The sequence below is a fragment of the Sphingomonas sp. Leaf230 genome, assembly GCF_001421745.1.
In the GTDB taxonomy this organism is placed as follows: Bacteria; Pseudomonadota; Alphaproteobacteria; order Sphingomonadales; family Sphingomonadaceae; genus Sphingomonas.
The window spans coordinates 31,452-56,608 of the sequence record NZ_LMKW01000015.1; the positions used below are offsets into that span (position 1 = coordinate 31,452).

The window sequence follows — 25,157 nt, forward strand, 5'->3', positions numbered from 1 at the left end:
CCATGGCCGGAGAGATCGTAGTCATCGCGGAAAAGCCCGACCTTGCAAAAGCGATCGCCGAGGGCTTCGGAGGAGGTAGCCGGCAGGACGGCTACATCGATTGCGGCAAACATTACGTCACATGGGTATTCGGCCACATGCTTGAGCTTGAGGCTCCGGAAACACCGTGGAGCATGGCCGAGCTACCGATCAGTTTCATTCCGTGGAGCAAGAAACCCTCTCCCGACAAGATGAAGCAGCTTCGCATCATCCGCGACCTGTTGAAGCCAGCCAAGGGTATCATCCATGCGGGCGACCCCGATGACGAGGGCCAGCTACTCGTTGACGAGGTTATAGAATGGGCCGGCTCCCGGCTCCCCGTGCAGCGCGTCCTAATCAACGACTACAACCTGAAACTGGTACAGCGGGCGCTATCCACCATGCGCGACAACCGCGAGTTCGCAGGCATGTCCGCAGCCGCCGAAGCGCGGGGCGTGGGCGACCTACTCTATGGCGTCAACATGACCCGCGCGTACACGCTCGCAGCGCAGGCCAAGGGTTATCAGGGCGTGCTCAGTGTCGGGCGGGTGCAAACCCCGATCCTTGGCCTTGTCGTGCGTCGCGACCGCGAGTTCGCAGCTCATACGAAGGGCTATTACTACACCGTCACCGGCCAGTTTGAGATTAGCGGACAGGCTTTCCCGGCACGCTATCAAATAGTCGATGGCGATCCCGTCGATGATAAGGGCCGGCTGTCCGATCAGGCGCACGCCCGAGCTATCGCGGATGCCGTCGCCGGCAAGCCCGCGAGGATCGTCAGCATAGAGACGAACGCCAAAGAGGCATCGCCACCGCTCCCCTATAATCTGTTGAAGCTCCAAACCGATGCGTCGCGCAAGTTCAGGATGAGGCCCGATCAGGTGAAGGAGATCACGCAGACCCTTCGCGAAAAGTACCGGCTGATTACCTACAACCGGAGCGACAGCGAATATCTCAGTGACGAGCAACACGCGGACGCGGCTGGCGTACTCGCTGCGATCGGCGAGACGGCTCCCGTGCTGGCGGCTCCGGTCAAGCGGGCCGACCCAGCCATCAAAAGCCGGGCGTTCAACACCGCCAAGGTATCGGCCCACCATGCCATTATCCCGACCGAGGCAACGGCCGACCTGTCCAAGCTCAGCGAAGGCGAGCAGAAGATCTATCTGTTGATCGCCCGCGCCTATGTCGCGCAATTCTGGCCAACCCATCAATATGACCAGACCGATATCGTCCTGGAGGTTGAGGGCCGGCGCTTTGCCACACGGAGCAACATCACCACCCGGCCGGGCTGGACGATCCTTTATAAGAACGATGCCGGCAACGAAGACCTTGCCGATGACGACGAGGCATTGGCGCTCGACCTACGGACCATCGGCGCGGGCCAAAGTGGCACCTGTACCAGCGCCAGCGCTGACCAGCAGGAGACGAAGCCCAAGCCGCTCTACACCATGGCGACGCTGCTAATGGACCTCACCCGCGTTGCGAAATACGTCCGTGACGAGCGGCTGCGGAAACTCCTGATCGAAAAGGACAAGGACAAGGCCGGCGAGCATGGCGGGATCGGCACCCCCGCGACGCGGGACGGCATCATTGCCACCCTGTTCGATCGCGGGTTCCTGATCGAGAAGGGCAAGAACATCACCAGCACCCCGCAAGCGCGGGACTTTTACGACGCCCTCCCCGATCAAGCCAAATACCCCGACATGACTGCTATTTGGCATGAACAGCAGCGCGCGATTGCCGATGGTACGAAGGATGCGCGATCGTTCGTGCAGGCTCTTGCGGATTACGTCGCGCGCGAGGTTGCATCGGTCAAAGAGAACGGGCTGGCGATCAAGACCGATGCGCGGCCCTGTCCGCTATGCTCGAAACCGCTTCGTCGGATGAAGGGCACCAAGGGGCACTTTTGGTCCTGCACCAGCTATTCCGAGGGGTGTAAGTTCACCGCCGAAGACAAAGCCGGCAAGCCTGTGCTGATCAAGAAGGAGCTGGCGACCGTCTCGACCATGCACAAGTGCATGGCGTGTGGAGCCGGACTTATTCGCCGTCCTGCCGCCAAGAAGAAGAACGCTTTTTGGTGGAGTTGCAGCAAATACCCCGAGTGCAAACAGACCTATTTAGACACCAATGGGAAGCCTGATTACAGCAAAGGAAAAGCGTCATGACTGACCCGACACCGAACGCCGAAGGTGAAATCAAAAACGTCTATCCCAAAGATGATAAGGCGGGAGCACGCGAGCTTGTTGCTCAGGCCAAAGAAGCCGGCGTGACGTTCTCTCCCGACCCCGACAAGGCCACACGCTGGCAGCCGACGCCAGACGGTGACGTGGGATCATACACCGATGACGACGCGATCATTCGCCAAAAGCTGATCGATGCGGAGATCCCCGGAGCCAAGATCGAGTTCGATCCTGCCGAGGCCGATCGCGCCGGGGCGTTCGTGGAGGATGCTTTGAGCGAGGAAGATGCCCGCGCAGCCGAGGAGGGCCTTGAGCCACCAGCGCCGGCACCGGTCCCGACTAAGGGCGCGCTATTCGCCCTTGCCCGCGCAAAAAACTAACCAGCGGAGGCTATCATGGCCGAGGACAAGAAGCCGTTTCATGAGCGCGTCGCCGAAAAGATCATTGAGCAGCTAAAGGCCGGAACAGCACCTTGGCAGCGACCGTGGAATCCCGCCGCCCCCGGCCGTGAGGGCGGATCGATCATTCCGATGAACCCGATCACCGGCAAACGGTATCGCGGCGTCAACGTCGTGAATCTTATGTCCGAGGGGCACGAGGATGCCCGGTGGATGACCTATAAGCAGGCCGCAGCGGCCGGCGCTCAGGTCCGAAAAGGCGAGAAAGGCTCGCTTGTCCAATACTGGAAATTTGACGACGAACAGACGCTTAAGGACGCGCAGGGCAAGCCGGTAAAGGACGCCGAGGGCAACATCGTGAAGGTGCGCGTGGAGCTTGAGAGGCCCCGGCCATTTTATGCAGTCGTGTTCAACGCCGAGCAAATCGACGGCCTGCCCCCGCAAACCCCACCAGTGCCGCCAGAGTGGGACCCGATCGAACGCGCCGACGCGATATTGCAGGCATCGGGCGCGAAGATCCGCGAGGTTGGCGGCAGCATGGCGTATTACATGCCGGCGACCGACAGCATCACGCTACCCGACCGTTCGCAATTCCCGAGTGCCGATGGCTTCTATAGCATCGCGCTTCACGAGGTAGGCCACTGGACGGGAGCACCGAACCGGCTCGACCGCGACCTTGCACACCCGTTCGGATCGGAAGGCTACGCCAAGGAGGAGCTACGCGCCGAGATCGCGAGCATGATTCTAGGCGACGAGCTACAGATCGGCCGCGATCCCGCGCAGCACGTCGCCTACGTCGCGTCCTGGATTAAGGTGCTTGAGGACGATCCGATGGAGATCGTTCGGGCCTGTTCCGACGCCGAGAAGATCAACACTTACATACTCGCGTTCGAGCAGAAGCAGATTCAGGAACGCGACGCCCAGACCATCGAGCAGCCCGCGCCGGCCGACCCCGACGAAGCCGAGCGACGCGCGGCATTGGACACGCCGATCGCCGAGGTGCTGCAATCCGCGGATACCGATTTCAGCCACTTCCACGGCTATAATCACAGCTACAATCCGACGATCGGCGCACCCCATGCGACCCTTGATGCCGCACTTGCCAGCGCCGGGATCGCTCGGATTGGCGATGTCGTCGGGGACGACAGCCGGGATTATCCCGCCATGTACCAAACCGCGATCGAGCGCCTGTCCCCGGTGTTCGGGATTGCACCAGACGACGAAGCGTTCACCAATGCCTATCTTGAGCGCAAAGGCTTGGCGCAGGCGTTCGCGGAGACGGCCGAGCGGCTGACCCGCGAGCCCACCTATACCGTACAGACGTGGGACGAGCAGGAGCAGCAGTTCGTCAACGTCAGTGCCGGTTTACGCGCAGACGGGGCGCTCGACCTGTTCAGCGATTTGACCAGCGAGTTTCGAGCCCCGCACGATCGCGAGGCCACGGCCGGGATCGACTATCCCGACGAGAGCCGGATCATCAGTGACATTACCGGCCTCGTTGTCGCTGGCACCACCAACCCGCCCGAGCGCATCGGGCAGACGATCCCGCTCGCAGAGAAGATCGATTGGGCTGACGCCAATCTGGTGAAGCACGCGCAGACCGCCGGAGATCCAGATCGCGAGGCGCGCTGGCAGCATTTAGTCGACAATGGCGCGCGGATGAATGTGCAGGCGACCGAACCCGCACAGACCATCGGCGTGATCGCGGACCAGCCTACGACGCTCAATGTCCCGTTCCGTGAGAAGAACGAGGCCAAGAAGCTAGGGGCACGTTGGGATACGGACGAAAAGACGTGGTTCGTTCCCGCCGGGATGGATCAGACCCCGTTCGCCAAATGGGCGAAGGACGGCCCCGCCCCGGCCCTTGAAGGGCAGGACCAACAGCAGGCCCCAGCGCAGGCGGACAGCGCCACGCGGGCTCCAGCGGCCGCCAGCGCCGAACAGGAAGGGCAGCAGATGACCAATCGTAGTGACACCCCCAAGCAACCGGCAAAACGCGAGTATCTGGCGGTCCCTTATGGCGAGCGAAACGTCGCCAAGGCGGCCGGCGCGCGATGGGATGCGCCCGCGAAGTCGTGGTATGCGCCCGAGGGTAGCGACTTATCGAAGTTTGCGCGCTGGAACCCCGAGAACCGGCCAAACCGTCAGGAGAAGGCGATAACTCCGCAAGCGGAGTTTGCCGCCGCCATGAAGGACATGGGGCTTACCGTTCCGAACGGGCATCCGATCATGGACGGCCAGCGCCACCGGGTGCCGGCCGATGGGGACAAGGGCAAAGAGACGACCGGCTCCTACCGGGCGTTTCTGGACGGACACCCGGCCGGCCATATCGAGAACTTCCGGACCAATCTCGATATGACATGGAAATACACGGGCGCGGCGCTGTCGCAGCAGGAGAAAGCCCGGCTCAGCGCCGAGGCCGCGACCAAGCGCGACGCGCGCGACCGCGAATTGACCGCGACCTATGCCGAAACTGCCCGCCGCGTGCAGATGCGCGCAACTAGCTATAAGCAGATCACCGAGCCCACTCCCTACATGGCGGCCAAGGGCATCACCCCGACGATCGGCGCGATGACCGACGGCAAGGACGCATCGATCCACCTTCCGGCGATTGACGCGCAGGGCCAGCACTGGACGACGCAATATATTCAGGAGGACGGCACCAAGCGGTTCGCCAAAGACAGCCATAAGGAGGGCTGTTTCCATGTCGTCAACGGAACGCTGGCGGATCTTGAGAAAGCCCCGAGGTTGGTAATCGGCGAGGGCTATTCGACCATGACGACGATCGCGCGTGTAGTGGACCATCCCACCGTGGCGGGATTCGATGCCGGCAATCTGCCGGCAGTCGCCAAGGCGTTGCACGAGCGCTTCCCGGACAAGCCGATCTTCATCATGGCCGATGACGATCTTCGTGTTCAGCAGAAGCACGGACACAACCCGGGACGCGATAAGGCAAACGAGGCGGCCGAAGCTGTAGGCGGTAAGGCAGTCCATCCGATCTTCGCGCCGGGCGAGCAGGCGGCAGATCCTAAGCGGTTCACTGACTTCAACGATCTTGAGCAGAATAGCAGCCTTGGACGTGCCGGCGTCGAGCGCCAGGTCAAAGCCGCTCTGCAAACCGCGCAGCAAACCTCCCAGCAGGCTTTACCGACGCCCAAGCACCGATTGGACGAGGAAACCGAACATCAGCGGCGGTCGGGGCCGGCGATCGGAAACGACCAGCCGGCCCAGCGGCGCACCGCGCGCCTGTAATCCACCGCATAATTCCAAGCTCTATTCCGAGGAGACAATATGATGGAATTTTGGGAAGAACACGCCCGGCGACTTTGCGCTGTGCTTCGGAGCGACCCAGCGCTGACGCTGGACTATGTTCGCACGGCGTCACCGGATGCCCTTGCCGAGAAAGGGCTAGAACCTTTCCCGGCGCTGGCCAAGGAGCGGGAGTCGGTAATCCACGCTATGTCAGGGCTCCACGACCGACCAGCCGCATGAGGCGGGTGGCGATCGTCGGCTTTGCCATCATCGGCCTCGCTGCATCGGCCGACGCGCAACGATGGACGCCCCCCAGCCGCCCGCTCCCGATCGAGCAGACGACCGGCGTTCCCACATCGATCTATGACGGGGATACGTTTCGGTTCGGAAAGATGCGGGTCCGGATATGGGGAATCGATGCGCCGGAGAAGGATACGCGGTTCGGTCCCGGCGCACGCGCCCAGCTCGTGCAGCTTGTCGCCGGCCGGCCGGTCCAATGCCGCGGCACCGGGCAACGGAACTATGATCGGATCGTGGCGCAGTGCTGGAACTGGCAGGGCGTCGAGATCGCGGCTGCTATGGTGAGAACAGGATGGGCTGTCGATTGGGCTCGCTTCTCACAAGGCCGTTATCAGCCATCCCAACAGGCGGCTCAACGCGCCCACGCCGGCATGTACCGTTACGGCGTGCAACCATGGCGCGATCCCCGGTAGGCAATGAGTTCTAAGGCGGTCGAGAAGCTATGCCATCCAACGGCTGGCGTATATCTGACACCCTGAATCAAATCTTCGCGACCCGATTGCAAGGATTATTCAGATCGGGTACAATATGATTTGGTAAAAGATCAATCGAGCCGGGGCTAAGCGCCGTCTTCATCGATTTTCAGGAAGGCCGTGCCATGTCCCGCGTATATCGTACCGTCGCTTTCGCCGTACTAACACTCAATCAAAGCGTTGTTCTTCGTGTAGGTGCTAGTGACGCAACTGTCAACAAATATGCAATTCCACGTGTTAGCGTGTTTGTTCGTCGCGTTAGTCGTATTCGTATTAGCACGTTTAGTCGTTGTATTAGCCGCAACCGAGTTAGCATGTTTGGTCGCCGTAATGGTTTAGCGAGTAAAGCAACGAATGGTCCGTACAACGAGTTTGGCGCATTCACCGTACTAAACGGCGGAATCGCCGGTTCACCGGTCAATGTACCGGAGTTGCAGCCATGAACGAACATGAAGCGTCCGTCGCGAACCGCCTTACCGATACCGGTCGCCCGTATGTCGCTGCGTTCACGGTATGGGCAATGCAAAAACGCGAACCGCCGAAGGGGGTACGACTGCGGACCGTCACTCTTGGTGGTATGTTATCGTCTCTACCCTACATCGGATACACGACCTTGAAGGCACACGGCTGGCTGTAACGCTGCTCCGTCAGCCAGCTTTTGTGACGCAACCCGTCAATCGATCTATGTACCGGAATGGGGGCGGCCTTAGCGTACGATTCCGAAATCCTCTCACAGTCCTCTATCGGCTGATAGTAGGCACTGGCGACACGATTACCTGGCCGCGGGCGAAGCACCGTTTGCATTTCAGGCGGGATCGAGCAGCGGCGATCGGGATCGGCATTCCACCGAACAGTTCCAGCACAGCGCCGAACGGGACGTTGATCGTGCGTCCGCATTGGCAGACTATCCGCATGTCCGCGCGTTTATGTATGAAATCCATTGTCGTGTTGAAGCTGGCGGTACTCACGGATCAGATCGCTTGTGGCGTAGTTCCGATGGTCAAAGAGTCCGTTGAATACGTTGCATAGGGAGACAGACCACGGCGCGCGAACTCCGCCTCGATCGGCACGAGCAGCGATTCCGGTCCGTGCTCGATCGTCTGAAAGAATATGGTTTGCATTTCCGCCGGAGGAAGGTCGGGCAGCATTTCAACGATTAGATCATGCGTCTGATTAGCGGACATTGAGCCGTTACGGCTCGACTTGGTTGCGTGCTCCATGAGAACAGACGTGGAACGCAGAGGGTGCCAAGTCAATCCGTCCAGATTAGCGTTCTTTGCGTCGAGTTGGGAAAACCGGCCCGCGCACCGTCATGCGATCGGCGTCGAAAGGCCGTTGCAGCTTCACCACGTCGTCATACGAACCGCGGAGCCACGTATCCACGTCCTCCGGATTTAGGATCGTAATCATGGCTTTCGGGTGGATCGGTGCAACCAGCGGATTCGGGTCGCACGTCACCATGGCAAAGCTGTCCCCAGCCTCCGTATGCTGCCAAAAACCGGCGACAGGGAACACTGGCAGATCCGGCACGGCGAACCACATTTCGCCTTTGAGGGGCTTTTTACCGTCCCCCAGGTCATGAGGCTCAGAGGTGAACTCGCAAAATTCCGTAAGCGGAATCACGCATCGATTTTCGGGCTTCTCAGCAAGCACCCGCCATTGCTTCAAGGCCAGATTTCGGACGTTCGTCATCGGCCACGGCGCTTTGCCCCCGGTAACATCCCACGTCATCACGTCCCACGCGCGTTCGCCGTCCTGTTCACGCACGACGTAATTGCGGCTTTTCGGCCGCAGCTCGCTTGGATTGAAATGGTTGTCGCGGGGACGGTCGCGAAACAGCTTGGCGGCCGAGCCCCAATACGTTTCCGGTTCCCCCGACATGCGGGCGCGGTTGCACATACCCCCGCTCTCAGTTGTCTATGGCATGATCGCGAATTGCCTTCGCAATCGCGTTCAGCAGTTCAAGGACGCGCGGGTCCGTCTCGCTTTCCGAGAAGGCTTCCACGATTTGGGCCGATTGCTCGAAACCACTGGGTTCGTTTTCCATGACGTCAGACTGCCCGACCGGGCAGCGATCGGCAATGCGCCGATCGGCGCCGGCCGCGGCCGGCGATGCGGAGCGGGCAACGCCCGCCGTGCCTTTGCTCGAGCACGCCGGGATTCGCTGACGCGAACGGCTCTGCTCGAGCATAGACACGAACGTCTATGAGATACACGACGCCTTAGCGGACTTGTGGCCCCTGCCCTTTCATGGCGTTGAAGTTGCGTAGTCGCCGCTGGTAATCGGCTTCGGCTTCGGCTTTTGCTGCTTCCTCAGCGGCTATGGCCTCTTGTTCTTTCCCATCCGCTACGAGGGCGAGGAAGGCCGCGAGCCCCGCTTCGGCTTCCGCTTTTGAGTCGAACTCTTGCGATTCCGTCCCATCCGCATCGAGCAGGAACACCCACTTACCGTTCTTCTTCTCGACGAGATCGCCACGCGCCATATCATTCTCCTTCTTAGACGATATCGGCAACGAGAGGCTGGAACTCAACCGATGTACTGGCAATCACCGTGCGATCGGTATCTCAGCGATGTTCGTGGTCCACGACGGGCTTTTGCTTTCCCGTTTGGTGTCATAGCTCTTAGCGCCCTGCCCTTCGGCCGCGATCCGAACGGTATTGCGACCGAACCGCCCATTGAGTCCGTCGATCGCCGCCAGCAATGGGGCGGCCTTCGGATCGATCGTCGCGAATAAGTCGATTTGGGCCTCCCCTGCCGCGTGCAGCCCTTCCAGCATCACGCCGCATTTCGTGTAGATCGCGCCCGGCACGAACATGGAATCTGCCATGTTGCCGGCGACGCTGGCGATCGATCGCGGATCGTGTGTTGCCGGCGACAGCCGCGCCGATCGCGAGGCGGAAGGCGCGTTCGGTTTATACCGGCTCCCATGCGCGAACGCGATCATGCGTGACGCGACCAGCCCTTGCGCGCGGATCTTTTCAGCGGCGCGGACAGCACGGCGCACCATCGCTTCGCGCAGCGCGTCCGGATCGCGGACAGGCTCCCCGAAATTGCGCGTGACAGCCGTTCCCTTCAACGGCTCTGGATCAGGCGCGAAATCCGAGCATTCGATCCCGTTCAGTTCACGGACGAGCCGTTCGAGCACGACTGTCCCGACGTCGCGTGCGACCGCGGCCGGCAATGCCGCCAGATCGGCCACGGTGCGAACCCCGAGGGGCCACAACTTGGCTTCCAGCGCCGAACCAATGCCCCAGGTCTCACCGACTGGAAAGGCGTCGAACATTAGCCGACGTAGCTCCACGTCATGCAGATCAATGACGCCGCGCCAGACCTTTTCCGATGCCTTCGCTAGTGCGTTCGCCACCTTGCTCAGCGTCCGCGTTGGTCCCAGCCCGATCCGGGTTGGCAGGCCGACCGATCGCGCCACCGCTTCCCGGATGCGATGGGCCGCGGCTACGTCGCCGCGCCCATTGGCGAGAATCGGCAGACGAAAAAACGATTCATCGATCGAGTAGATTTCAACCGTGTCGCTATGCTCAGCGATCACCATGTTAAAGCGCCGGTTTATGTCCGCATACAGTTCATAATTGGACGAGCGGAGCACTACCCCATGCTGCCGGATCTTGTCGCGAATTTTGAAAACGGGTTCCCCCATCTTGATGTGCAGCGCCTTCGCTTCGGCACTTCGCGCGACCACGCAACCGTCGTTGTTTGAGAGCACAACGACCGGCACATTGCGGAGCTTGGGATCGAATAGCCTCTCTGATGAAACGTATGCGTTCTCCAGATCGATAATCGCCCACATTGGCTAAGCCTGTAGATTGCGGACGGAGGCGCGCACGACGCCCCAAATCTCGATACCCATTTCGCCATCGGCGATCGTCGGTTCATAGACCATGCGGGCGTTGCGAGCTTCAAGGTATGGCACCCCTTGGCGTATGACCAACTGGCGGACCACGAACCCGCCATCGACAATTGCGATCACAATTCGGCCGTTCGCCGGCTTCGCGTCGCGATCGACCACTACCACGTCATTATCGAACAATCCGGCATCGAGCATGGAGCTTCCGCTGACCCGGAAAACGAAGCTGGCAGCGCGGTCCAGTCGGAGCAGTTCGACCAGATCGATCGCGTCCTCCCGCCAGTCTTGACTAGGTGACGGAAAGCCAGCGCCGGCCGCGCCGACAATCTGTAAACGGAGATCCGAGGAAATTTCGGCGATCGGAATCGGCCGATCGAGCATGAGTGAGGGGGCAACGCAGGACATGCCGCCATTGTAGGCGCGAAAAGAACAGAATGGGAACGTTGAAAATCAAACGCTTGTGAAATTTGGAATCAGGGGGTGTCTTATCTCTGTGCAGCAGGAGCCGGTTTCGAGTCCTCGAAAATCATAAGCGGCGAGTAAGGGCGCGACGATTGGTAGTGGCAACCCAGCGCTTGAAATCGGTCTGCAGCGTTCGGTAGCTCCCGCCCCGCCTTTACTTCGGCCGGCGTCCCATCGATAAGCTCTTGTTGGATCTTGTAGCACGCCCGTTCGGCATGAAACCCCGAAAAGAGCGCACCGCCCACCCCAATAAACAAGAACATCGCTCCCATCGCAATCGGCAGGAAAGCCGGGGCGATGTGCCTTTTTTTTGGGTCATCAACCGTGACCGCTTGCTCATATAGAGCAATAATTCCCCAGCCCATTAGCAGTCCACCGAGGCCAACAGTCCACGGTTCGGCGTACCGTAGCGCCGGTAAGAGGCAGTACCCCGCAAAAGTACCGCCCAGCACCCATCCCCCTGTATGGCGAGCGAACCTAGTCTGTCTCGTTTCAGCCTCGATCATGCTACTCCCCCGGTTTTAGTACTGTTTTATGCCTCTGTTTCGAGGATCGCCGCGAGCACCGCCATTCGTTCCCCGGCGGATAACTCGCGGTAGTTGCGTTGCCACCGCGCCGCCTTGCGCTTGATGCGCTGGCGATCGGTGAAATCGACACCGGCATGATCGGCCCAGTGCGCCGCGTCAGCCGCATAATTCATCCAGAGCGTTTCCGTCCGAGGTCCGCCGCGCGTCCCCACCTGATAGCTCAGCGAGCGCCAGCGCGGGGCCGGCAACAGCCTTTCGTAAAGGGCGGAAGGATAACCCGAGATCATCACAGAGGCTGGCAGCGCGCCTAAAACGTCGACGAGCTCGACATGATCGGCGTCGGTATAATCGAAGCGGTAGCGTTGCTGGCGAACTTGTCCGCGTGTCGCCGTGACGTATGGCGGATCGGCGTAGATCAGCACTCGGCCGGCCGAGGTGAAATCGAATGTCCGCAGGAACGTCACGCAATCGACGTTGTGCAATTCCGCACCCTCTAGATGGCCGAATCCGGCGATCGTCTCCGGGTCTATTTCCAAACCGATCGAGCGAAGCGCCGCGGGCTTTCGTCGCATGATGATGCCCGACCCCAGGTGCGTTTCGATATAGGTGTCATGCGGAGGCATATTGGCAATGACTGCCTGATAGGAGCCCGCTCCCGACTTCGCCCCCATGTAGGCCAACGGATCGTCCATTCCCAAAAATCGCCGAGGGGAGAAGTCTCTCCCTACGATCAAGCCGCCGATCGGCGTCTCGTTCTACCCTCTCAGCAGGGGGCAAGCCCCCCGCAACGCCCCTGATTAAACGCCATGAAGATTGAGCCCGGCATTAGGGCCTTAGTCAGACGAATTTCACGACCACTTCCACCACAGCAGCGATACAGCCGCCAAGAATGCTACAGCCGATTATGAATCCGTGCGTTGATCGCTCCACCGGATCATCGCCGGCCCGGCATGTATCCGCGCCGATGACCATCCCAAAGCAAGGCGCACACAAGCCGGCTGACAGCAGGAGCGTCACCCAAAACAACGGCTTGTCGTCTAACAGTTCAGATAGCCCACCACCTACGAGCAGCACGACCACGCTTGCGCACGCCATACCGATCGTCGGCCAAAACAGCGTCTCGTGGAAAGGCGACGCTCCATAATTCCGCATCATATTACTCCCTCAGATTGCTACTGTGCCGACAGCCAGGTCAAACTGTGCCACGGCGAATTTCCTCGATGACGCATAGACATTCGTGACTATGCTTCAGGCCGCAACTCACCGGCCGACCTCGCGTGGCGTGTCACCGAGTTCTCCCCTTGGTTTGCGAGGCGGGCGGGAGATCCCGGCCGGCGACTGTCGCGCGACCGTTCGCATATTCAATCTTCGGACTATCCCCCACTTTCGGCACCTGTTGGAAAGCAGTAGGATCGTGGCAAGCTACGCCGTTCCCGTAGATCTGATACACGCCCTTGGCGCTGACATGCACGATCGAGCCGGCATAGGTCGCGCCATTGTCGGTTTTCGCCGGGGCTGCGGTATCGAGGCGGAAGACGCCCTTAGGCAACATGCCTTGAGGGTCCGACTTCTGGACCTCCCATTTGCCTTCATACCGGCGTTCGTGGAGCCGGCTTCCGTTCATCACGACGACCTGTTCAGCGCCGTCAGGGATTGAGCGACCAATGGGCACCTTTTCGGCCAATCCGGCCAACGTGCTCCCCCGACCCAAGCTCAGGAGATTTTGCACGCGACTTCCTTTCGTAGTGTCTCGCTCCGGTTGAGGTTCCGAACGGTGTCCAGCATCGCGTCCTCGAACATCGAGAATTTCGGAGCGGGGTTCTTGTCCGCGGGTTTGATTGGCGTCTTCCGGGGCCGGTCCATTTCGTGAATCCTTTTGTTGGTTATCCAACTGGCGTTTCATGCTCTCCTGATAGGAGAGTACGCGATCCAGCGCTGTTGCACCGGGCACGTAATTGAAGGTGACATTGGCCTCACCCCTAGCGCCCAGAGCAGCCAGCAGCCGATCGGGGGCTTGCTCGCCATCGAGCGTTGCCTTGCGCGCGACCGTTTGTGAATGTGCCGGCGTTAGGGAACGGTTCCGGAGTGCCGCGATACGCGCCGCTTCTTCGAGGGTTGCAGCTTGCCGCCGAGCAGCAGGCAGTAGCGCTGTGATCTCCGTTTCCGCTTCACCAACCGTTGCGGTACGGATTCCAGATAACGCCGCAGGGCCGTGTTCCGCGGACTGGCGGATAATCTCGCTGAGCCGATCTACACCGTTGAACCGTTGAAGCGTCTCACGAGCCTTGAGTAAACGCCGATCGTCTTCGTGTTGAGACGGGCTAATGGCATCGATATCTGGATATGTTCGCCGCAAAACCTCTACATCACGCGCTTTGTAGAGCGCGTCTCGCGTTACCGCGGTCGCGTTGGTGGTACTCCAATCAAGACTGTGTCCGGTGTGATCAGCGAGTTGCTTCGTGAAGGTGCGAAGTGTGCGGCTGTTCCCTTCTGAGAAGGGGTGCAGATGGTCGAGATCGCCATAGAGCTTCGCCATTGCGTCGGCAAAATCGACTGTCGAAAGCCCTTTAAGAGTGTCACCCCCGCGTAGCTCACTCAGCACTGCATCTAATCGCGCGTCCACTTCGGGACGAAGGGCATATTCGACCCTATGTGGAAAGACTGGCTCAGATTCGAGCCGACGTTCCTTGCCGTGCGATGGCGCGTCGGGGCGGTATTTTCCCGGATTATGGTGCGGGAGATCTTGAAAGATGCGCCGATGGACTTCGCGCAAATGCGCCGCATCAAATGTTCCAACGACAGGATCGAGTTCTAACTGACGAATACGGGCAAAGGTTAGCGCACCTTCACCCTCAGGGGTCACGTCCACGATTAGACGTAAAGGGCTTTGATCGCCTCTACATGCTCATCGCTAGTCAACTCGCCGGCTACATATCGGCGGTTAATCGCTTCGACTTCTGGCGAAAGGGTGAAACCCTCATACCGCACGCTGCCCCGCGCAAAATCGACCGAACGTAGCCGGTGCGCCGCTTCATCAGCGCTGATCGGTTGGGTTTTAATCTGCCGGTAGACGTTCATGGCGTTAATACCTCAAAAGCGGTCAGGCGACGATCATAGACGCCAATGACTATGATGTATAGGTGTCTGATACAGCGTGGGTTCCGCCAAAGGTACGGTTGTGTGTCGCTCATGTTCCTAGCATTCGGTTTCGCCATGTCCGTGAGAGGCCCAACCCCTTTACGGCCGCAGGTGCGACCTTTGAGAGCAGCGTGGTTTCAGCTGACTTCTGATCTTCAAGATATTCTTGGAATGTATCGAATCGAGGCTTTGCTTCACGCTCTTTCAAATACGTTGTCAGCAAGATCGCAACTTCGTCAGGCAAAGCGAGAGATCCAAGATCAGCATAGCGCCGAATGAGACGTGCTCCATCCCCCGATCGAATAGCCGCAGCGTTCTTAAAGTCAGCGTCGTACTCTTTACCCTCAGCCTCCTCGCCCCAAAGAATATCCGAATATCGCTTCTGGTCATGGAGAGATTCAATTACGGCAGCACATCCATCAAAACGCCTTTGCCACCATCGCTCACGATAAAAACGCCTGAGTGACAACCACATCGTGACAAAGCCAGCGACCACGCCCCCGCAGATCGAAACCAGAAGCGATTGATACCATGTCATCGACACAATTTCCTGACTCCACTCAAACAGATTTTTAAAAGGCTGTTCACATTGAATGAGGGATTTAGTTTAATCGGTAGTCGTCAACCGGGACCGAAAATTAGCTCCTTGCGCGGAGCAGCTCCCCTGAAACGTCATTGAACTCGTAAAAATCCGGATTACGCTCGGCAACCAGTACCATCAGATCGTCCAACATCTGGTTGATCGGAATTTCCGTTTCAGGATCGCCAACAGCGAACGCGCGAATGCTTGAGGCGGCCGGGTTCGCTTCGACCAAGATAAGATAGAAACGCTCGAATTGCTCGTCCCGATCATACGGATCCCCCCGGCCGGTGAACAGCTTGAGACGTTGATGGGCATTGAGGAACGTTGAGCGCCGACGAGGCGTAGCACCGCCTTCCCGGACGTGATCATGCTCGGCACCGGCGTCGAGGAAGAACAGGCCTGCCAAGACGGCATAGGGAAACCGCCGGTGGAGCGTGACTGCTTCGATCAGCATGTCGCCACGCCGGTTGGTGAGGTTCTTTTGGAAATTGCGGGCGCGGCTGTCGCGGAAATTGATTGTCTTGATCGATATGCCAAGCAGCAGGCCAGATTCTTCGGTTGCCCAAGTCACATCGACCTTCTTGGCGCCAATGCCACCGGCCATCCGACGTTCGGCACCTGATCCGCCCAACTCCCCAGGTTCGGCCGGGCGAGCTTCCTTGCAACCGCGACGTCGCAGCTCGGCACCAATTGTGTTGGCGATGGCAGCCGACATTGCCTCGCTATAGGCTTTCTTTGTGTCCGAAGGGGAGGAGTCATCGGGTTTCGCGGGTAAGCTCCGGAGCGCCGCGTCAATCGTTTTCTCAATCGGTGACACGTTCGCTCCTGCTTCGGGTAACGCGACGCTGGAACAGCAGATCGCGCGCACCGCGGAGGCCTGCAACCTCCACGGGGCTTAGACCTAAGTGTCGCTCGAGGATGATAGTATCGACAAGGTCAATAGCGCGCTGCGGCTTGGTGCTTCGCAGCGCTTGCCCGAGCTGAGGCCGGATCGCCCGCAGATCATCCGCGACCGCTTCGAGAGTGGCAGCGGAAGGCACAGGTAACTGGTCCGCCTCCTTGGGCTCGTGCTTCAACATGCCGCCGCCATAGGCACGACCGACGACCTCGGCACCCAGCAGGGTCGCCGAGTTAAGACAGGCAACGGGTAGTAATTCGCGACCAATCGCCCGCACTGCGGGCTTCAGCTTCACGCCGTAGAGCGAGTTAAGAAACTGCGCTTCGGCATCGTTGGTGATGAGCCGGGGGCGATCGTGATTCATGTAGGTGAACAGCAAGTCAGGCCGTTCAACGAGAGGCACCCGCCACCAAGGCGAGCGAACACGGCATTTGTAGGCGTGATGTACACCAGCCTCTTCGCCGGTAGCGATATAGGCTAGGGCCGCCGCAGATGGCTTCGCGCCAGGTGTGAAAAGGAAGCAGCGTTTGCTATCCTTGGCGAGATCCTCCCATGCCGCTTGGCTGAAGGTCATGCCGCGCAGGTGTTTGGAACCGGGCGGTGAGATCACCAGCAACTCGCCAGCCTTCAACTTGAGACGTGCGGCGTCACTGCGGCTGAGCGCAAAAAAATCGTTGTTACCGGTGACCGCGCCTAGATAGGTTTCGCCCCAGTCGAGCAGCGTCGCAAAGTTCGATCCTTCTGTCAGGCGTGCATACACTTCGAGCGCTGCGGCTGGCAGGAGTGCGGGTGTCCATTTCTGATCGCCGGACGGCGCGTAGCCGGTCCATGAATCAGCGCAGATACGCTCGAGGTCGGCAATGTTGCGTGCCTGATAGACCTCGAAGCTTGGAGCACCGCCCGTTCCTTCTGCAAGGAGCAATACTACTTCTTCGAGCACGTTGGGGAACACTAGCTCTTCGAACAGGACCAAACGCACTTTGGCAAAGCGGGATAAGAGGAAACGGCGGACCTGAGCAGCGTAGTTGACAGTGAGTAACTCGGCCGGAAGCACCAGGCCTAGGCGTCCGCCATCGTTCAGAAAATGAGAAGCATGGATAGTGAACGCCGCCCACGAGCTGGCAAGGCCGGTCAGCCGCACCCCCTGTGCAAGCGCAGCCTGAAGGCTCTTGGCTCGGGCATCGCCAGTGAACTGCTGATACCGGACGTAGGGGGGATTGCCGATTACAGCGTCAAATTTCGCTTTCGGCGGCACTTGGTCAAAGAAATCGCCGACAGCGATCCGTCCCTCAGCCTCGTGCATCGAAAGCTGCGTAAGCGCAGCTTGGGCCGAAGCATCGTGAATTTCGATGCCGTGGAGCTGATCCTTGAGATCCGGCGACGCGCCAAGGCTCCGTAGTCGTTCAATCGCCGGCAGCAGGAAGGCGGCATCACCACATGACGGCTCGAGCACGGTATCTAGATCGGTGCGGATTGCCCAATCGGCAATGAAGCGAGCGAGCGCGGGAGGGGTAAAGAATGCCCCCCGTGCTTTTCGTAATGCTGGCGTATCCATGCTTCCCCTTACCGGTATCCTACATGCTTCGCGCGTGGAGAGAACCATCGAATAGGTTGCTTACAGCACGGTCTCCATATGTTCCACCCTGCTGATCTCGCAATCTGACCGTAGTCGTTATCGCGATGGGTTCGGACCGGGTGTCACGGCGGTTATGACGGACGTGGCCCGTGACATGACAGCCGACGGGAGAGCTTTTTCTGCCAAGCCTGCAAATGCCCCGAGCAGCAGTGCAACCGATCCGGAGTGAATTAGGCTGGAGGCCTGAAACATTCCGACTTTAACGTCAGCGACGCCGGTAGAAAATATTAGAGCCAAGATTACGGTCAGAGAACCAGTAAAGATTAGGCGCAGCTGAGGCTCGATTTTGTCGTCTTCGAGCGCGACGAGATCGGCAAAAGCCAGAGTAACCTTGCGACTGGCGAATGAGGCCCATGCGCCCAGCATAGCGCCCGACCAGACCAGCAACACACGGCGATATCGGTAGAATTCGTCAAATGGCAGCCAGCGAAGGTGTTCGCATATAAGATACGATAGTATTCCAATCCCGCCGAAAAGCGCTGCCCAACCACCAAGTTTTCTCATGTAGAGATTCTTTATGGGGCCAGATTCTCGCTCGATTATGTCAGATTCTAGCGCGCGGAGTGCATCGAACGCAACGACTGGCGATGCGTTCGGACCAACCAATCCAACTTGTCCGAGCGCAACAAGTTTTGAGACAGCCTCTCGGAGCTTGCCCGAGTCTTCCGGTTTCCGGTAAAGGGATTTCAAAATCGTCAGTGCGCGTTCGACCTCGTTTTTGAGGTCGCGTTGATCGCGGGGGGCGCCGACCTTAAGCACTCGGAAATTAATATCCGGAGTGCCATCTTCCGCGACGCGCGGTTCCACCCCCCAAAAGCCTCTGGGAGCATTGGCGGTCTGATCAAGAGTATCCTGAGTAGGCTCCCCTACAGGGGGCATGCTGCCCGCTTCAGCGCCCACAACATGTGCACGGACCATCTCCGGGGCTCGTCATCTTGGTGACCGAGGAGAAAGTCGATTCCCGGAGCGTTTCCAAGCCAATAGTGTTGTTGATCGCGTCCAACTCAGCGAGCATACGATCCTGTCCTGGCGTGCGTTTCGTATATCCGATGGTGTCGAGTTTCTTCTTCAATGCGTCGAGTTCCGGCGTCAGCGCCATGATCGTTCCTCCCTAATTGTTAGAGCTATGGATATCGCGGCCTTGTCACGCTGTCATCTGCCAGTTGCGTTTTGTGCGTATGAGATCTCAAATTATTGATTTTAAGGGACAGCTCGTGCCGGATTTTCGCTTTCACATTCTAAACGCTGCCGTTTTGCCGCGGGTCGTTGATACAAACAGCTAGCTGGACAGATTGGAAGATGTGATTTTCGTCGGTCGGCCTACAACTTTGGTTGAATAAGGAGCGCGGAATGGGCGAGGCAAAGCGTAATCTGGAGGAGGTCCGCACGACGATGTTGCGTGTGGTCGAAGGCTGGATGCTCGAACCGACTGAATGGGAGGCTCGTATGGTTGCCGAGGTACGGCTGCTGCCCCGGGTCGAAGTGCCGCGACATCCGGCGCATGTTCTTGATTATATGAAAATGAAGATGGGAGAGTGTCACGCCAACGCTTGGTTCATGGAGCGCAAAGATCCCGCCAGGTTGAACAAGCGCGTTGTAGGCTGGACAGTGACCGATGGTCAGTTTGTGCTGCATTCGGTCGTTCGGCGTGGGAAGGATATGTTCTGTGTCACCCCGGCACCTCGAGGCGCTGGCGAGAGTCTAATTTTTATCCCGGATAGGGCGATAGTTTACGAAGAGATCGACGGACGTTTCGCTCATTCGCGTGGCGGTGAGCGGATTAAATACGGGCTGCGTCCAGACCCGGCCGCCAGCATCAAATTCGGTCACCTACTATTAAGCCGACTGAAATCAGGGATGAACCCCTACAAAGCGATGGAGATTGCCCCTCCATTCAGTGATTTGTAACCATAGCAGCATGTAAAATGAGCTGCTGCCGATCTGTCGCTAGCGCCAAAATCGCAGTGATCCCCAGACCGAGGCATAGCGGTTCTGTCAGCGATAAATGGCACGTAGTCACGGGCTAGCTCCCTGTTTCGAGGAAGCCAGCCCCATAGATTATTCCGCTGCTGCTTCTTCGGTCTTGCGCTTGCGAGGAGCCGGAGCGGGCTTTGTGTCAGCCTTGGCTGCATTCGTCGGGCCAGGCTTGCGACCCAGGCCAATGCTCTTGGCCATCGTGCGGCGCGCTTCCGAATAGGTCGGAGCGACCATGGGGTAATCAGCCTTCAGGCCATAACGCTCCCGATATTCCACTGGCGTCATGCCGTTAGTGGCGAGGTGACGACGCAGCGTCTTGTAAGGCTTGCCATCGATCATGCTGATAATGTGATCAGGGCTGGCAAGCGACTTACGGGCCGTCACTGCCGGAGTGTATTCTTGAGCAGGTGCCTCGGGCTCAGCAGTCGCAGCGTTTCCGCCGACCAGCACCGAAACAGTTTCATACATTTTGTTCAGGAAGGCCGGAACGTCGTCAGCATTGGTACGCGTGTTAGGATTGGCTAACCAAGCGATCGTCAATTCCGTGGCGAGTTCGACAGGGTTCAGGTCGAGGGTAGTGTCCGACATAGTAGGGCTCCATTTCTAGTGACGTCTATAGGTACTAGATTGGTATGTTGCAATCTCAGATCATTCAAAAGCATCTGTTTGCCTCGTTCTACGTATCACTCCGTATGGTTGAGCAGGGAAATATGTTACGACAGCTACGCGTCTGAACGCAGCCGATAAGAGGGAGACGTCAAATTCGACAATGGTCGTCATCTGAAATCTGCAACTTCGTAAGGCAAAAGTGTACACTTTAAGCAGGCGTACCTCTTGCAATAACTCGAGCCTCATCAGCTTTAACCGGCCTGCCAAAGAAAAAGCCTTGTCCGAATGTGCAGCCTAACTGCTGCGCAGCAATAGCTTGTTCCGCAGTCTCGATGCCTTCGGCAGTAACTCTCATGCCCATGGTATTCGCTAACATAACAATTGTGCTAACGATTGAGGTGTCACTACTCTTCGGATCGTCGATCCCGTGAACGAACGACCGGTCAATCTTGATAACATCGAGGGGGGTATGTCTTAAATATGAGAGACTAGAGTATCCAGTACCAAAATCATCCATAGCCATGCGAACGCCCATAGCCTTAAGGCTATCAAATGCACTTCGATTTACGTCGCCCTCATTTAGAAAAATGCCCTCTGTCATTTCGAGTTCAAGGCGTCCCGCAGAAAGTCCCGAAGACCTTAAAGTAGCTGATAAGAAAATCGTCAATCGCTGAAGATTAAAATGGGAAGGAGATATGTTTACGGCAAGTCGTATGGTCGGAGGCCAGTGTAGCGCTTCCATACATGCCGTCCGAATTATAAATTCGCTCAGATCAAGTATAAGCCCCATTTCTTCCGCAAGCGGAATAAAATCGGCCGGTGAGACTATGCCTCGGGTTGGATGCATCCACCGTATAAGCGCCTCAAAACCCACTATCGAACCTTTTTCCAGTTCGATTATAGGCTGATATACGAGGTCAAAATCACCGTTTTGCATTGCGATCTTAATATCGCGCTCTAACAGAGTTCGGTGATTTGCATCGGCGCGGATTGCGGAACGATAAATTACGAAGTCATCTGCCCCATAGGGAAGCGCATGGCGTAGCGCGAAATCTGCATTACGTTGAAGAGATTCAGGTGAAAAGCCATGATCCGGAGAAGCTGATGCACCGATCTTCGGCGTCAAACTCACCGAAAATTGCTCGATGCTGATCGACCGCAAAAATTCCTTGATTAAATTCGAGCAAATAAGCTCTAGAGGAAGATTGTAGCTAAGATTTCGAATAACTATATCGAATTCTCCGCCGTCGAAACGGCTTATATAGGCATCATCACCTAAGACCTCGATAAGCCTTGTGTGAATCTCCCGAAGCAGCGCTAGCCGCTGCTCCCTGCTAAGCTGCTCCAAGCCATTATAACCGGCAAAAGCGCTGAAAATAATGAAGCCTGCCGGTATCAAATGACCGCTCTGGCCAAACATGCAGGCGCGTAGAACGCGGATTGCAGCATCGTGGCCTGATGCGCTTTCGACTGGCGGTAGAAGGCTGCGAAGCCGCCTTAGATGAGACAATTGCTCATCTTGAATGCGGACCAGCTGACCCACCGTATCATTAACAATCCCGACAGCGCCGGCAACGTCAGCTAAGTCTGTTTGTAAAGAGCTAGCTATTCTGTGTATCGAAAAAGTGCTTTCACCAATGCTGCTAACGTTGCTGATCAATAGTAAGCGTTCATATGCGGAATTATTTACAATTTCCTTGGCAAGCTCACCTCGGAATGCTTCAATCCACGCCAACCGCCCATTCTGTGCTCTCTCCGTCATCAGTATCCGGAAATGATCAGGTAAAGGACCTGCGGAAAGCTCGCACCACGCCATTACTTCGTCGATCAGATTAGTGGTCGCCCTTGCATCGTACTCTATATTGCCGTTGGCCAAGCTGGCCAGGGTCGGGCGCACAGCATCTGCAATACCAGTAGGATGCATATAATCTCGATTATGTGTTTTGATAGATGATATATTTTGTAGATCTATAACGATCATTCGATCGGATATGTCTCTTGCTTGTGAGGAAAGCGTTTCAAGAAAATAAGCGAAACTTCGCTGAAATGCGGCGTGAACCGATTGTATTATTATCTCGGCATTCTGTGGGTCTGCCTCACCAGCTAGCGACCTGAAGCCTGCCGATATTGCACGAACCGATCGTACGAACGCGGCATCAGCACGATTACCAATAATGCCGTTCAGAGCATTACCGACGGTTGCTGCGGCTGCTACTTCTACGAAGGCTCCGGCCAGAACGGATGATGCTAGTTCTATCACTAAGTTAAGCTTTCTTTTGCATAACCACTGTAAGTCTGCATCATATTGGCCCCCTGCTGCTTGCGGGAAAATGGCGGTAGAAGGTCGCGACCGAAACCCCGATCGCTTCCGCAATGTCTTGTGGCCGATCACCAGCGGCGAGCAGCTTTGTGGCCGTGGCTCGTTTTTTTGGCGTCAGAACCGACTTCCGCCCCTTGCCGCGCCCGCCCTTCCCTCGCGCAGCTAATAGCCCCGCCATAGTCCGTTCGCGGATTAGCTCCCGCTCCATTTCAGCAATGGACGCCAAGATATGAAACAGCAGGCGGCCCGTTGGTGTTGCGGTGTCGATCCCATCGGTAAGTGAGCGCAACTCGACACCCCGAGCCGATAGTTCCGCAGATAATTCGACAAGGCCCTTCATCGAACGGCCGAGGCGATCGAGCTTCCATATCACGAGGGTATCGCCGTTGCGGGCAAGGTTCATCGCTTCCGATAGGCCGGGTCGTTCGGTTTTCGCCCCACTGATTTTATCGGTACATATCCGATCGCATCCCGCAGCCGTCAGCGCATCGATTTGCAGCGCCAAATCCTGATCCTGGGTGGAAACCCGCGCATATCCGATAAGCATGGTCATTGTGCTTTCAGGAAGGCCGTAAATCTTTCGGCACTCTCCCGTAACGCCTGCCCATCGGGTCCATTATAGGCCGGGGGCGGAACGCGAAGGTTCAAACGACCAAGCCCATCAAGTACCTGAGAGTAATTAAGGCCAGTCCGCTCCATCGTCTCTTTCGAGGTGCTACCGCCAGAAGCGTATGCTCGGAGTGCGTCATCGACGTTCATCGTATCGCCCTTCTCAGATTGCCGTAAATCATGGCTTCATTTGAGAACATACATTGAGAACGACATTTGAGAAAGGGTAATCAAGCCCTCGAAGCCTGAGAGCACGTCGGTTTCGGCCAGTGCGACGTTTTACCGTTATCGGGGCCACCCGATTCTCATTAGACGTTCCCTTTCGAGAAGCACGGGTCGGCCCCAAACGCCCTGAGATTGCGTGGCCTGCCCGTGACGTTCGACGGTGTAATATCGATTGCTGATAGCGGATATCGAGAGGCGACGTTATCCTCCTGCGTTGAATCCTTTTCCCCCAAGGAGGCGAGAATGAAGCGACGTTGGATGATCTCATCTGTGTTGTTGACGATGACGGCCTGCGGACAGTCAGGCAACGAATATGTCGGCAAATGGGAACGAGGCAAAACCAGCCACGAAAATGGCTTCTCCGGCGCTCAGGTTAATGTCGTCAAGGATACGATGACGATCGAACGTAACGGCGACGGCTTCCTGTTAAGTAATGTCCGTGTCCTTACGCAAGGCGACAGAAAGCCATTTGTCTATCCCAATAACAAGCAGCCAGCGATCTACAAAGACGGTCAGCTACAAATTGCAGGGGGGCTTGCGGCTTATGTCATAGATAAAGCATCCGGGCATCTTGTCGCCCCTGACGGCGGGGGGGAGTTTACAAAGACTAAGTAAGAAAGCGCCTAGCTGTATCCGCCAGGTTCCCGATCAAAGATCGATACCGAGAACGCCACGTTAGCGGCCGACTGCTGCGCTGACATGAAGAGCGGCAAGCATGGTGACCATGCCGGCCACGACATGTCGAGCATGCCGAAGAAGTAATTGGAGGGGGAGGCGTTCACGCCTCCCCTTTTTAATGACGGGCGAACACCTTGCGCCCGGCTGAGCCGAACGCGATCACCTCGTAGGGCTGGGCCTTCAAACCCGGCACCTCCATGCCTGGTGACCCCATCGGCATACCCGGCACGGCAAGCCCGCTTACGCCTTTAGGATGCTGGGCGAGTGCTCTCTTCATGTCGGCGATCGGAACGTGGCCCTCGAATGCCATGCCGTCGATGATCGCGGTGTGACATGAACTGAGGTCAGCGGGGACGCCTATCTTGCGCTGAAGCACATCGCGGCGGGCGTCATCGATGATCTGCACGTTGCGGCCGAACTGCTGACGGACCTGTTTCGCCCACTGCTCGCAACAGCCACACCCCGGATCACGGTGCATGGCGATGCTATTGGCCGCAACGGCTACAGCGGGGGTCATCATCGCTGCGGCGATGATCGCACTTCGCATCGAAAACTTCATCGCTAAACTCCTATGATGAAGCCCCGCACGAGGGGGCGAGGTTCTGTGTGCGACCTTACTGAGCGCGCTTGCCGTGTGACTTGAGCCAGCCCTGAAGCTCGGCGATGTCCTTTTCCTGCTTCGTAATGGTCATCTGCGCCATGCGCTTCGTGTCGGCATCCTTCGCGTCCCGAAGCGCCACGCGCGACATGGTAACGGCTCCGCGATGATGTTCGATCATCTTGCGGGTCCACATCTCCGATGCGTCTCCCTGCTTCGCCGACATCATCTTCTGATGCATGTCCATCTCGGAGGCGGCATAAGGATTGCTCGGATCATTCATCATCTTGGAATGGTCCATTCCCTGCATTTGGCTATGATCCATGCCGGTCATGCTGCTCTGTGCCGCAAGCGGACTGGCGGCGAGCGCTGCGGCTAACATGCCGATCGTGGTAATGGTCTTCATGGTTGTT

Annotated in this window: 27 protein-coding genes; 6 read left to right on the forward strand and 21 right to left on the reverse strand. The window is 57.8% G+C overall.

Features of this window, described 5'->3' with window-relative positions; all coding sequences use genetic code 11:
• Positions 1–2: 2 nt before the first annotated feature.
• The 4 genes from ASE82_RS18440 (at position 3) to ASE82_RS18455 (ending at position 6,561) form a co-directional block, all read left to right on the forward strand.
• On the forward strand, positions 3–2,183 hold the full coding sequence (locus ASE82_RS18440; RefSeq protein ID WP_056066903.1) for a DNA topoisomerase 3: 2,181 nt from the start codon (positions 3–5) through the stop codon (positions 2,181–2,183).
• The gene (locus ASE82_RS20210; RefSeq protein ID WP_235524802.1) at positions 2,180–2,578 is read left to right on the forward strand and encodes a hypothetical protein; all 399 of its coding nucleotides are present in this window, start codon (positions 2,180–2,182) and stop codon (positions 2,576–2,578) included. Before ASE82_RS18440 ends, ASE82_RS20210 begins: the two co-directional genes overlap by 4 nt.
• A gap of 15 nt (positions 2,579–2,593) precedes the next feature.
• Positions 2,594–5,848: a zincin-like metallopeptidase domain-containing protein gene (locus ASE82_RS18450; protein WP_056066906.1), complete on the forward strand. Its 3,255-nt coding sequence runs from the start codon at positions 2,594–2,596 to the stop codon at positions 5,846–5,848.
• Positions 5,849–6,093: 245 nt separating this feature from the next.
• Entirely contained in the window at positions 6,094–6,561 is a 468-nt protein-coding gene (locus tag ASE82_RS18455) for a thermonuclease family protein (RefSeq protein ID WP_235524803.1), read from the forward strand.
• Between the two features lie 1,031 nt (positions 6,562–7,592).
• Here the strand turns inward: ASE82_RS18455 and ASE82_RS18460 are convergent.
• The 16 genes from ASE82_RS18460 to ASE82_RS18535 all read right to left on the reverse strand — a co-directional run bounded on the left by ASE82_RS18460 (position 7,593) and on the right by ASE82_RS18535 (position 18,827).
• Complete coding sequence (locus tag ASE82_RS18460) at positions 7,593–7,841, reverse strand: hypothetical protein (RefSeq protein ID WP_056066912.1); 249 nt, start codon at positions 7,839–7,841, stop codon at positions 7,593–7,595.
• A gap of 46 nt (positions 7,842–7,887) precedes the next feature.
• Positions 7,888–8,520 carry an SOS response-associated peptidase family protein gene (locus ASE82_RS18465; RefSeq protein ID WP_056066915.1) on the reverse strand — a complete coding sequence of 211 codons (633 nt, stop codon included), beginning with the start codon at positions 8,518–8,520 and terminating at the stop codon, positions 7,888–7,890.
• A gap of 10 nt (positions 8,521–8,530) precedes the next feature.
• Positions 8,531–8,812, reverse strand: a complete 282-nt coding sequence (locus tag ASE82_RS18470) for a hypothetical protein (RefSeq protein WP_056066918.1) — start codon at positions 8,810–8,812, stop codon at positions 8,531–8,533.
• A gap of 31 nt (positions 8,813–8,843) precedes the next feature.
• Positions 8,844–9,104 carry a hypothetical protein gene (locus ASE82_RS18475; RefSeq protein ID WP_056066920.1) on the reverse strand — a complete coding sequence of 87 codons (261 nt, stop codon included), beginning with the start codon at positions 9,102–9,104 and terminating at the stop codon, positions 8,844–8,846.
• 63 nt (positions 9,105–9,167) lie between these two features.
• Entirely contained in the window at positions 9,168–10,427 is a 1,260-nt protein-coding gene (locus ASE82_RS18480; protein ID WP_056066923.1) for a Y-family DNA polymerase, read from the reverse strand.
• Between the two features lie 3 nt (positions 10,428–10,430).
• Positions 10,431–10,865, reverse strand: coding sequence for a LexA family protein (locus ASE82_RS18485; protein WP_235524804.1), 435 nt, complete (start codon positions 10,863–10,865; stop codon positions 10,431–10,433).
• Between the two features lie 104 nt (positions 10,866–10,969).
• Positions 10,970–11,452, reverse strand: coding sequence for a hypothetical protein (locus ASE82_RS18490; RefSeq protein ID WP_056066928.1), 483 nt, complete (start codon positions 11,450–11,452; stop codon positions 10,970–10,972).
• Between the two features lie 26 nt (positions 11,453–11,478).
• Positions 11,479–12,165 (reverse strand): DNA adenine methylase, encoded by a 687-nt coding sequence (locus ASE82_RS18495; RefSeq protein WP_056066931.1) that lies wholly within the window; start codon positions 12,163–12,165, stop codon positions 11,479–11,481.
• A 145-nt stretch (positions 12,166–12,310) separates the two neighbouring features.
• Complete coding sequence (locus tag ASE82_RS18500) at positions 12,311–12,625, reverse strand: hypothetical protein (protein WP_162236768.1); 315 nt, start codon at positions 12,623–12,625, stop codon at positions 12,311–12,313.
• Positions 12,626–12,758: 133 nt separating this feature from the next.
• Positions 12,759–14,342 (reverse strand): Fic family protein, encoded by a 1,584-nt coding sequence (locus ASE82_RS19155; RefSeq protein ID WP_082441729.1) that lies wholly within the window; start codon positions 14,340–14,342, stop codon positions 12,759–12,761.
• A gap of 2 nt (positions 14,343–14,344) precedes the next feature.
• Positions 14,345–14,551, reverse strand: a complete 207-nt coding sequence (locus tag ASE82_RS18515; RefSeq protein ID WP_056066948.1) for an antitoxin VbhA family protein — start codon at positions 14,549–14,551, stop codon at positions 14,345–14,347.
• 109 nt (positions 14,552–14,660) lie between these two features.
• Positions 14,661–15,149: a hypothetical protein gene (locus tag ASE82_RS19630; RefSeq protein WP_156348971.1), complete on the reverse strand. Its 489-nt coding sequence runs from the start codon at positions 15,147–15,149 to the stop codon at positions 14,661–14,663.
• A 100-nt stretch (positions 15,150–15,249) separates the two neighbouring features.
• Positions 15,250–16,011 carry a hypothetical protein gene (locus tag ASE82_RS18520; protein ID WP_200910756.1) on the reverse strand — a complete coding sequence of 254 codons (762 nt, stop codon included), beginning with the start codon at positions 16,009–16,011 and terminating at the stop codon, positions 15,250–15,252.
• Entirely contained in the window at positions 15,998–17,647 is a 1,650-nt protein-coding gene (locus ASE82_RS18525; protein ID WP_056066953.1) for an HsdM family class I SAM-dependent methyltransferase, read from the reverse strand. Before ASE82_RS18525 ends, ASE82_RS18520 begins: the two co-directional genes overlap by 14 nt.
• Before the next feature lie 117 nt (positions 17,648–17,764).
• On the reverse strand, positions 17,765–18,535 hold the full coding sequence (locus ASE82_RS19635) for a hypothetical protein (protein WP_156348973.1): 771 nt from the start codon (positions 18,533–18,535) through the stop codon (positions 17,765–17,767).
• Positions 18,536–18,617: 82 nt separating this feature from the next.
• Positions 18,618–18,827: a hypothetical protein gene (locus ASE82_RS18535; RefSeq protein WP_056066959.1), complete on the reverse strand. Its 210-nt coding sequence runs from the start codon at positions 18,825–18,827 to the stop codon at positions 18,618–18,620.
• 251 nt (positions 18,828–19,078) lie between these two features.
• On the opposite strand from ASE82_RS18535, the gene ASE82_RS18540 reads away from it, so the two are divergent.
• Positions 19,079–19,636 carry a hypothetical protein gene (locus ASE82_RS18540; RefSeq protein ID WP_056066962.1) on the forward strand — a complete coding sequence of 186 codons (558 nt, stop codon included), beginning with the start codon at positions 19,079–19,081 and terminating at the stop codon, positions 19,634–19,636.
• 150 nt (positions 19,637–19,786) lie between these two features.
• Here the strand turns inward: ASE82_RS18540 and ASE82_RS18545 are convergent, their stop codons facing one another.
• The 3 genes from ASE82_RS18545 to ASE82_RS18550 form a co-directional block, all read right to left on the reverse strand.
• Complete coding sequence (locus ASE82_RS18545) at positions 19,787–20,293, reverse strand: MucR family transcriptional regulator (RefSeq protein ID WP_056066965.1); 507 nt, start codon at positions 20,291–20,293, stop codon at positions 19,787–19,789.
• Positions 20,294–20,522: 229 nt separating this feature from the next.
• Positions 20,523–22,574, reverse strand: coding sequence for a putative bifunctional diguanylate cyclase/phosphodiesterase (locus ASE82_RS19160; RefSeq protein WP_156348974.1), 2,052 nt, complete (start codon positions 22,572–22,574; stop codon positions 20,523–20,525).
• A 40-nt stretch (positions 22,575–22,614) separates the two neighbouring features.
• The gene (locus ASE82_RS18550) at positions 22,615–23,181 is read right to left on the reverse strand and encodes a recombinase family protein (RefSeq protein WP_056067055.1); all 567 of its coding nucleotides are present in this window, start codon (positions 23,179–23,181) and stop codon (positions 22,615–22,617) included.
• A 530-nt stretch (positions 23,182–23,711) separates the two neighbouring features.
• Between ASE82_RS18550 and ASE82_RS18555 the strand changes: the two genes are divergently transcribed.
• Positions 23,712–24,083, forward strand: coding sequence for a hypothetical protein (locus ASE82_RS18555; protein WP_156348975.1), 372 nt, complete (start codon positions 23,712–23,714; stop codon positions 24,081–24,083).
• Between the two features lie 178 nt (positions 24,084–24,261).
• Here ASE82_RS18555 and ASE82_RS18560 read toward each other — a convergent pair whose 3' ends face one another.
• Together ASE82_RS18560 and ASE82_RS18565 are read right to left on the reverse strand one after the other, a co-directional pair.
• Positions 24,262–24,705: a DUF411 domain-containing protein gene (locus ASE82_RS18560; RefSeq protein WP_056066972.1), complete on the reverse strand. Its 444-nt coding sequence runs from the start codon at positions 24,703–24,705 to the stop codon at positions 24,262–24,264.
• A 55-nt stretch (positions 24,706–24,760) separates the two neighbouring features.
• Complete coding sequence (locus ASE82_RS18565; RefSeq protein ID WP_235524805.1) at positions 24,761–25,150, reverse strand: DUF305 domain-containing protein; 390 nt, start codon at positions 25,148–25,150, stop codon at positions 24,761–24,763.
• Between the last annotated feature and the right edge of the window lie 7 nt (positions 25,151–25,157).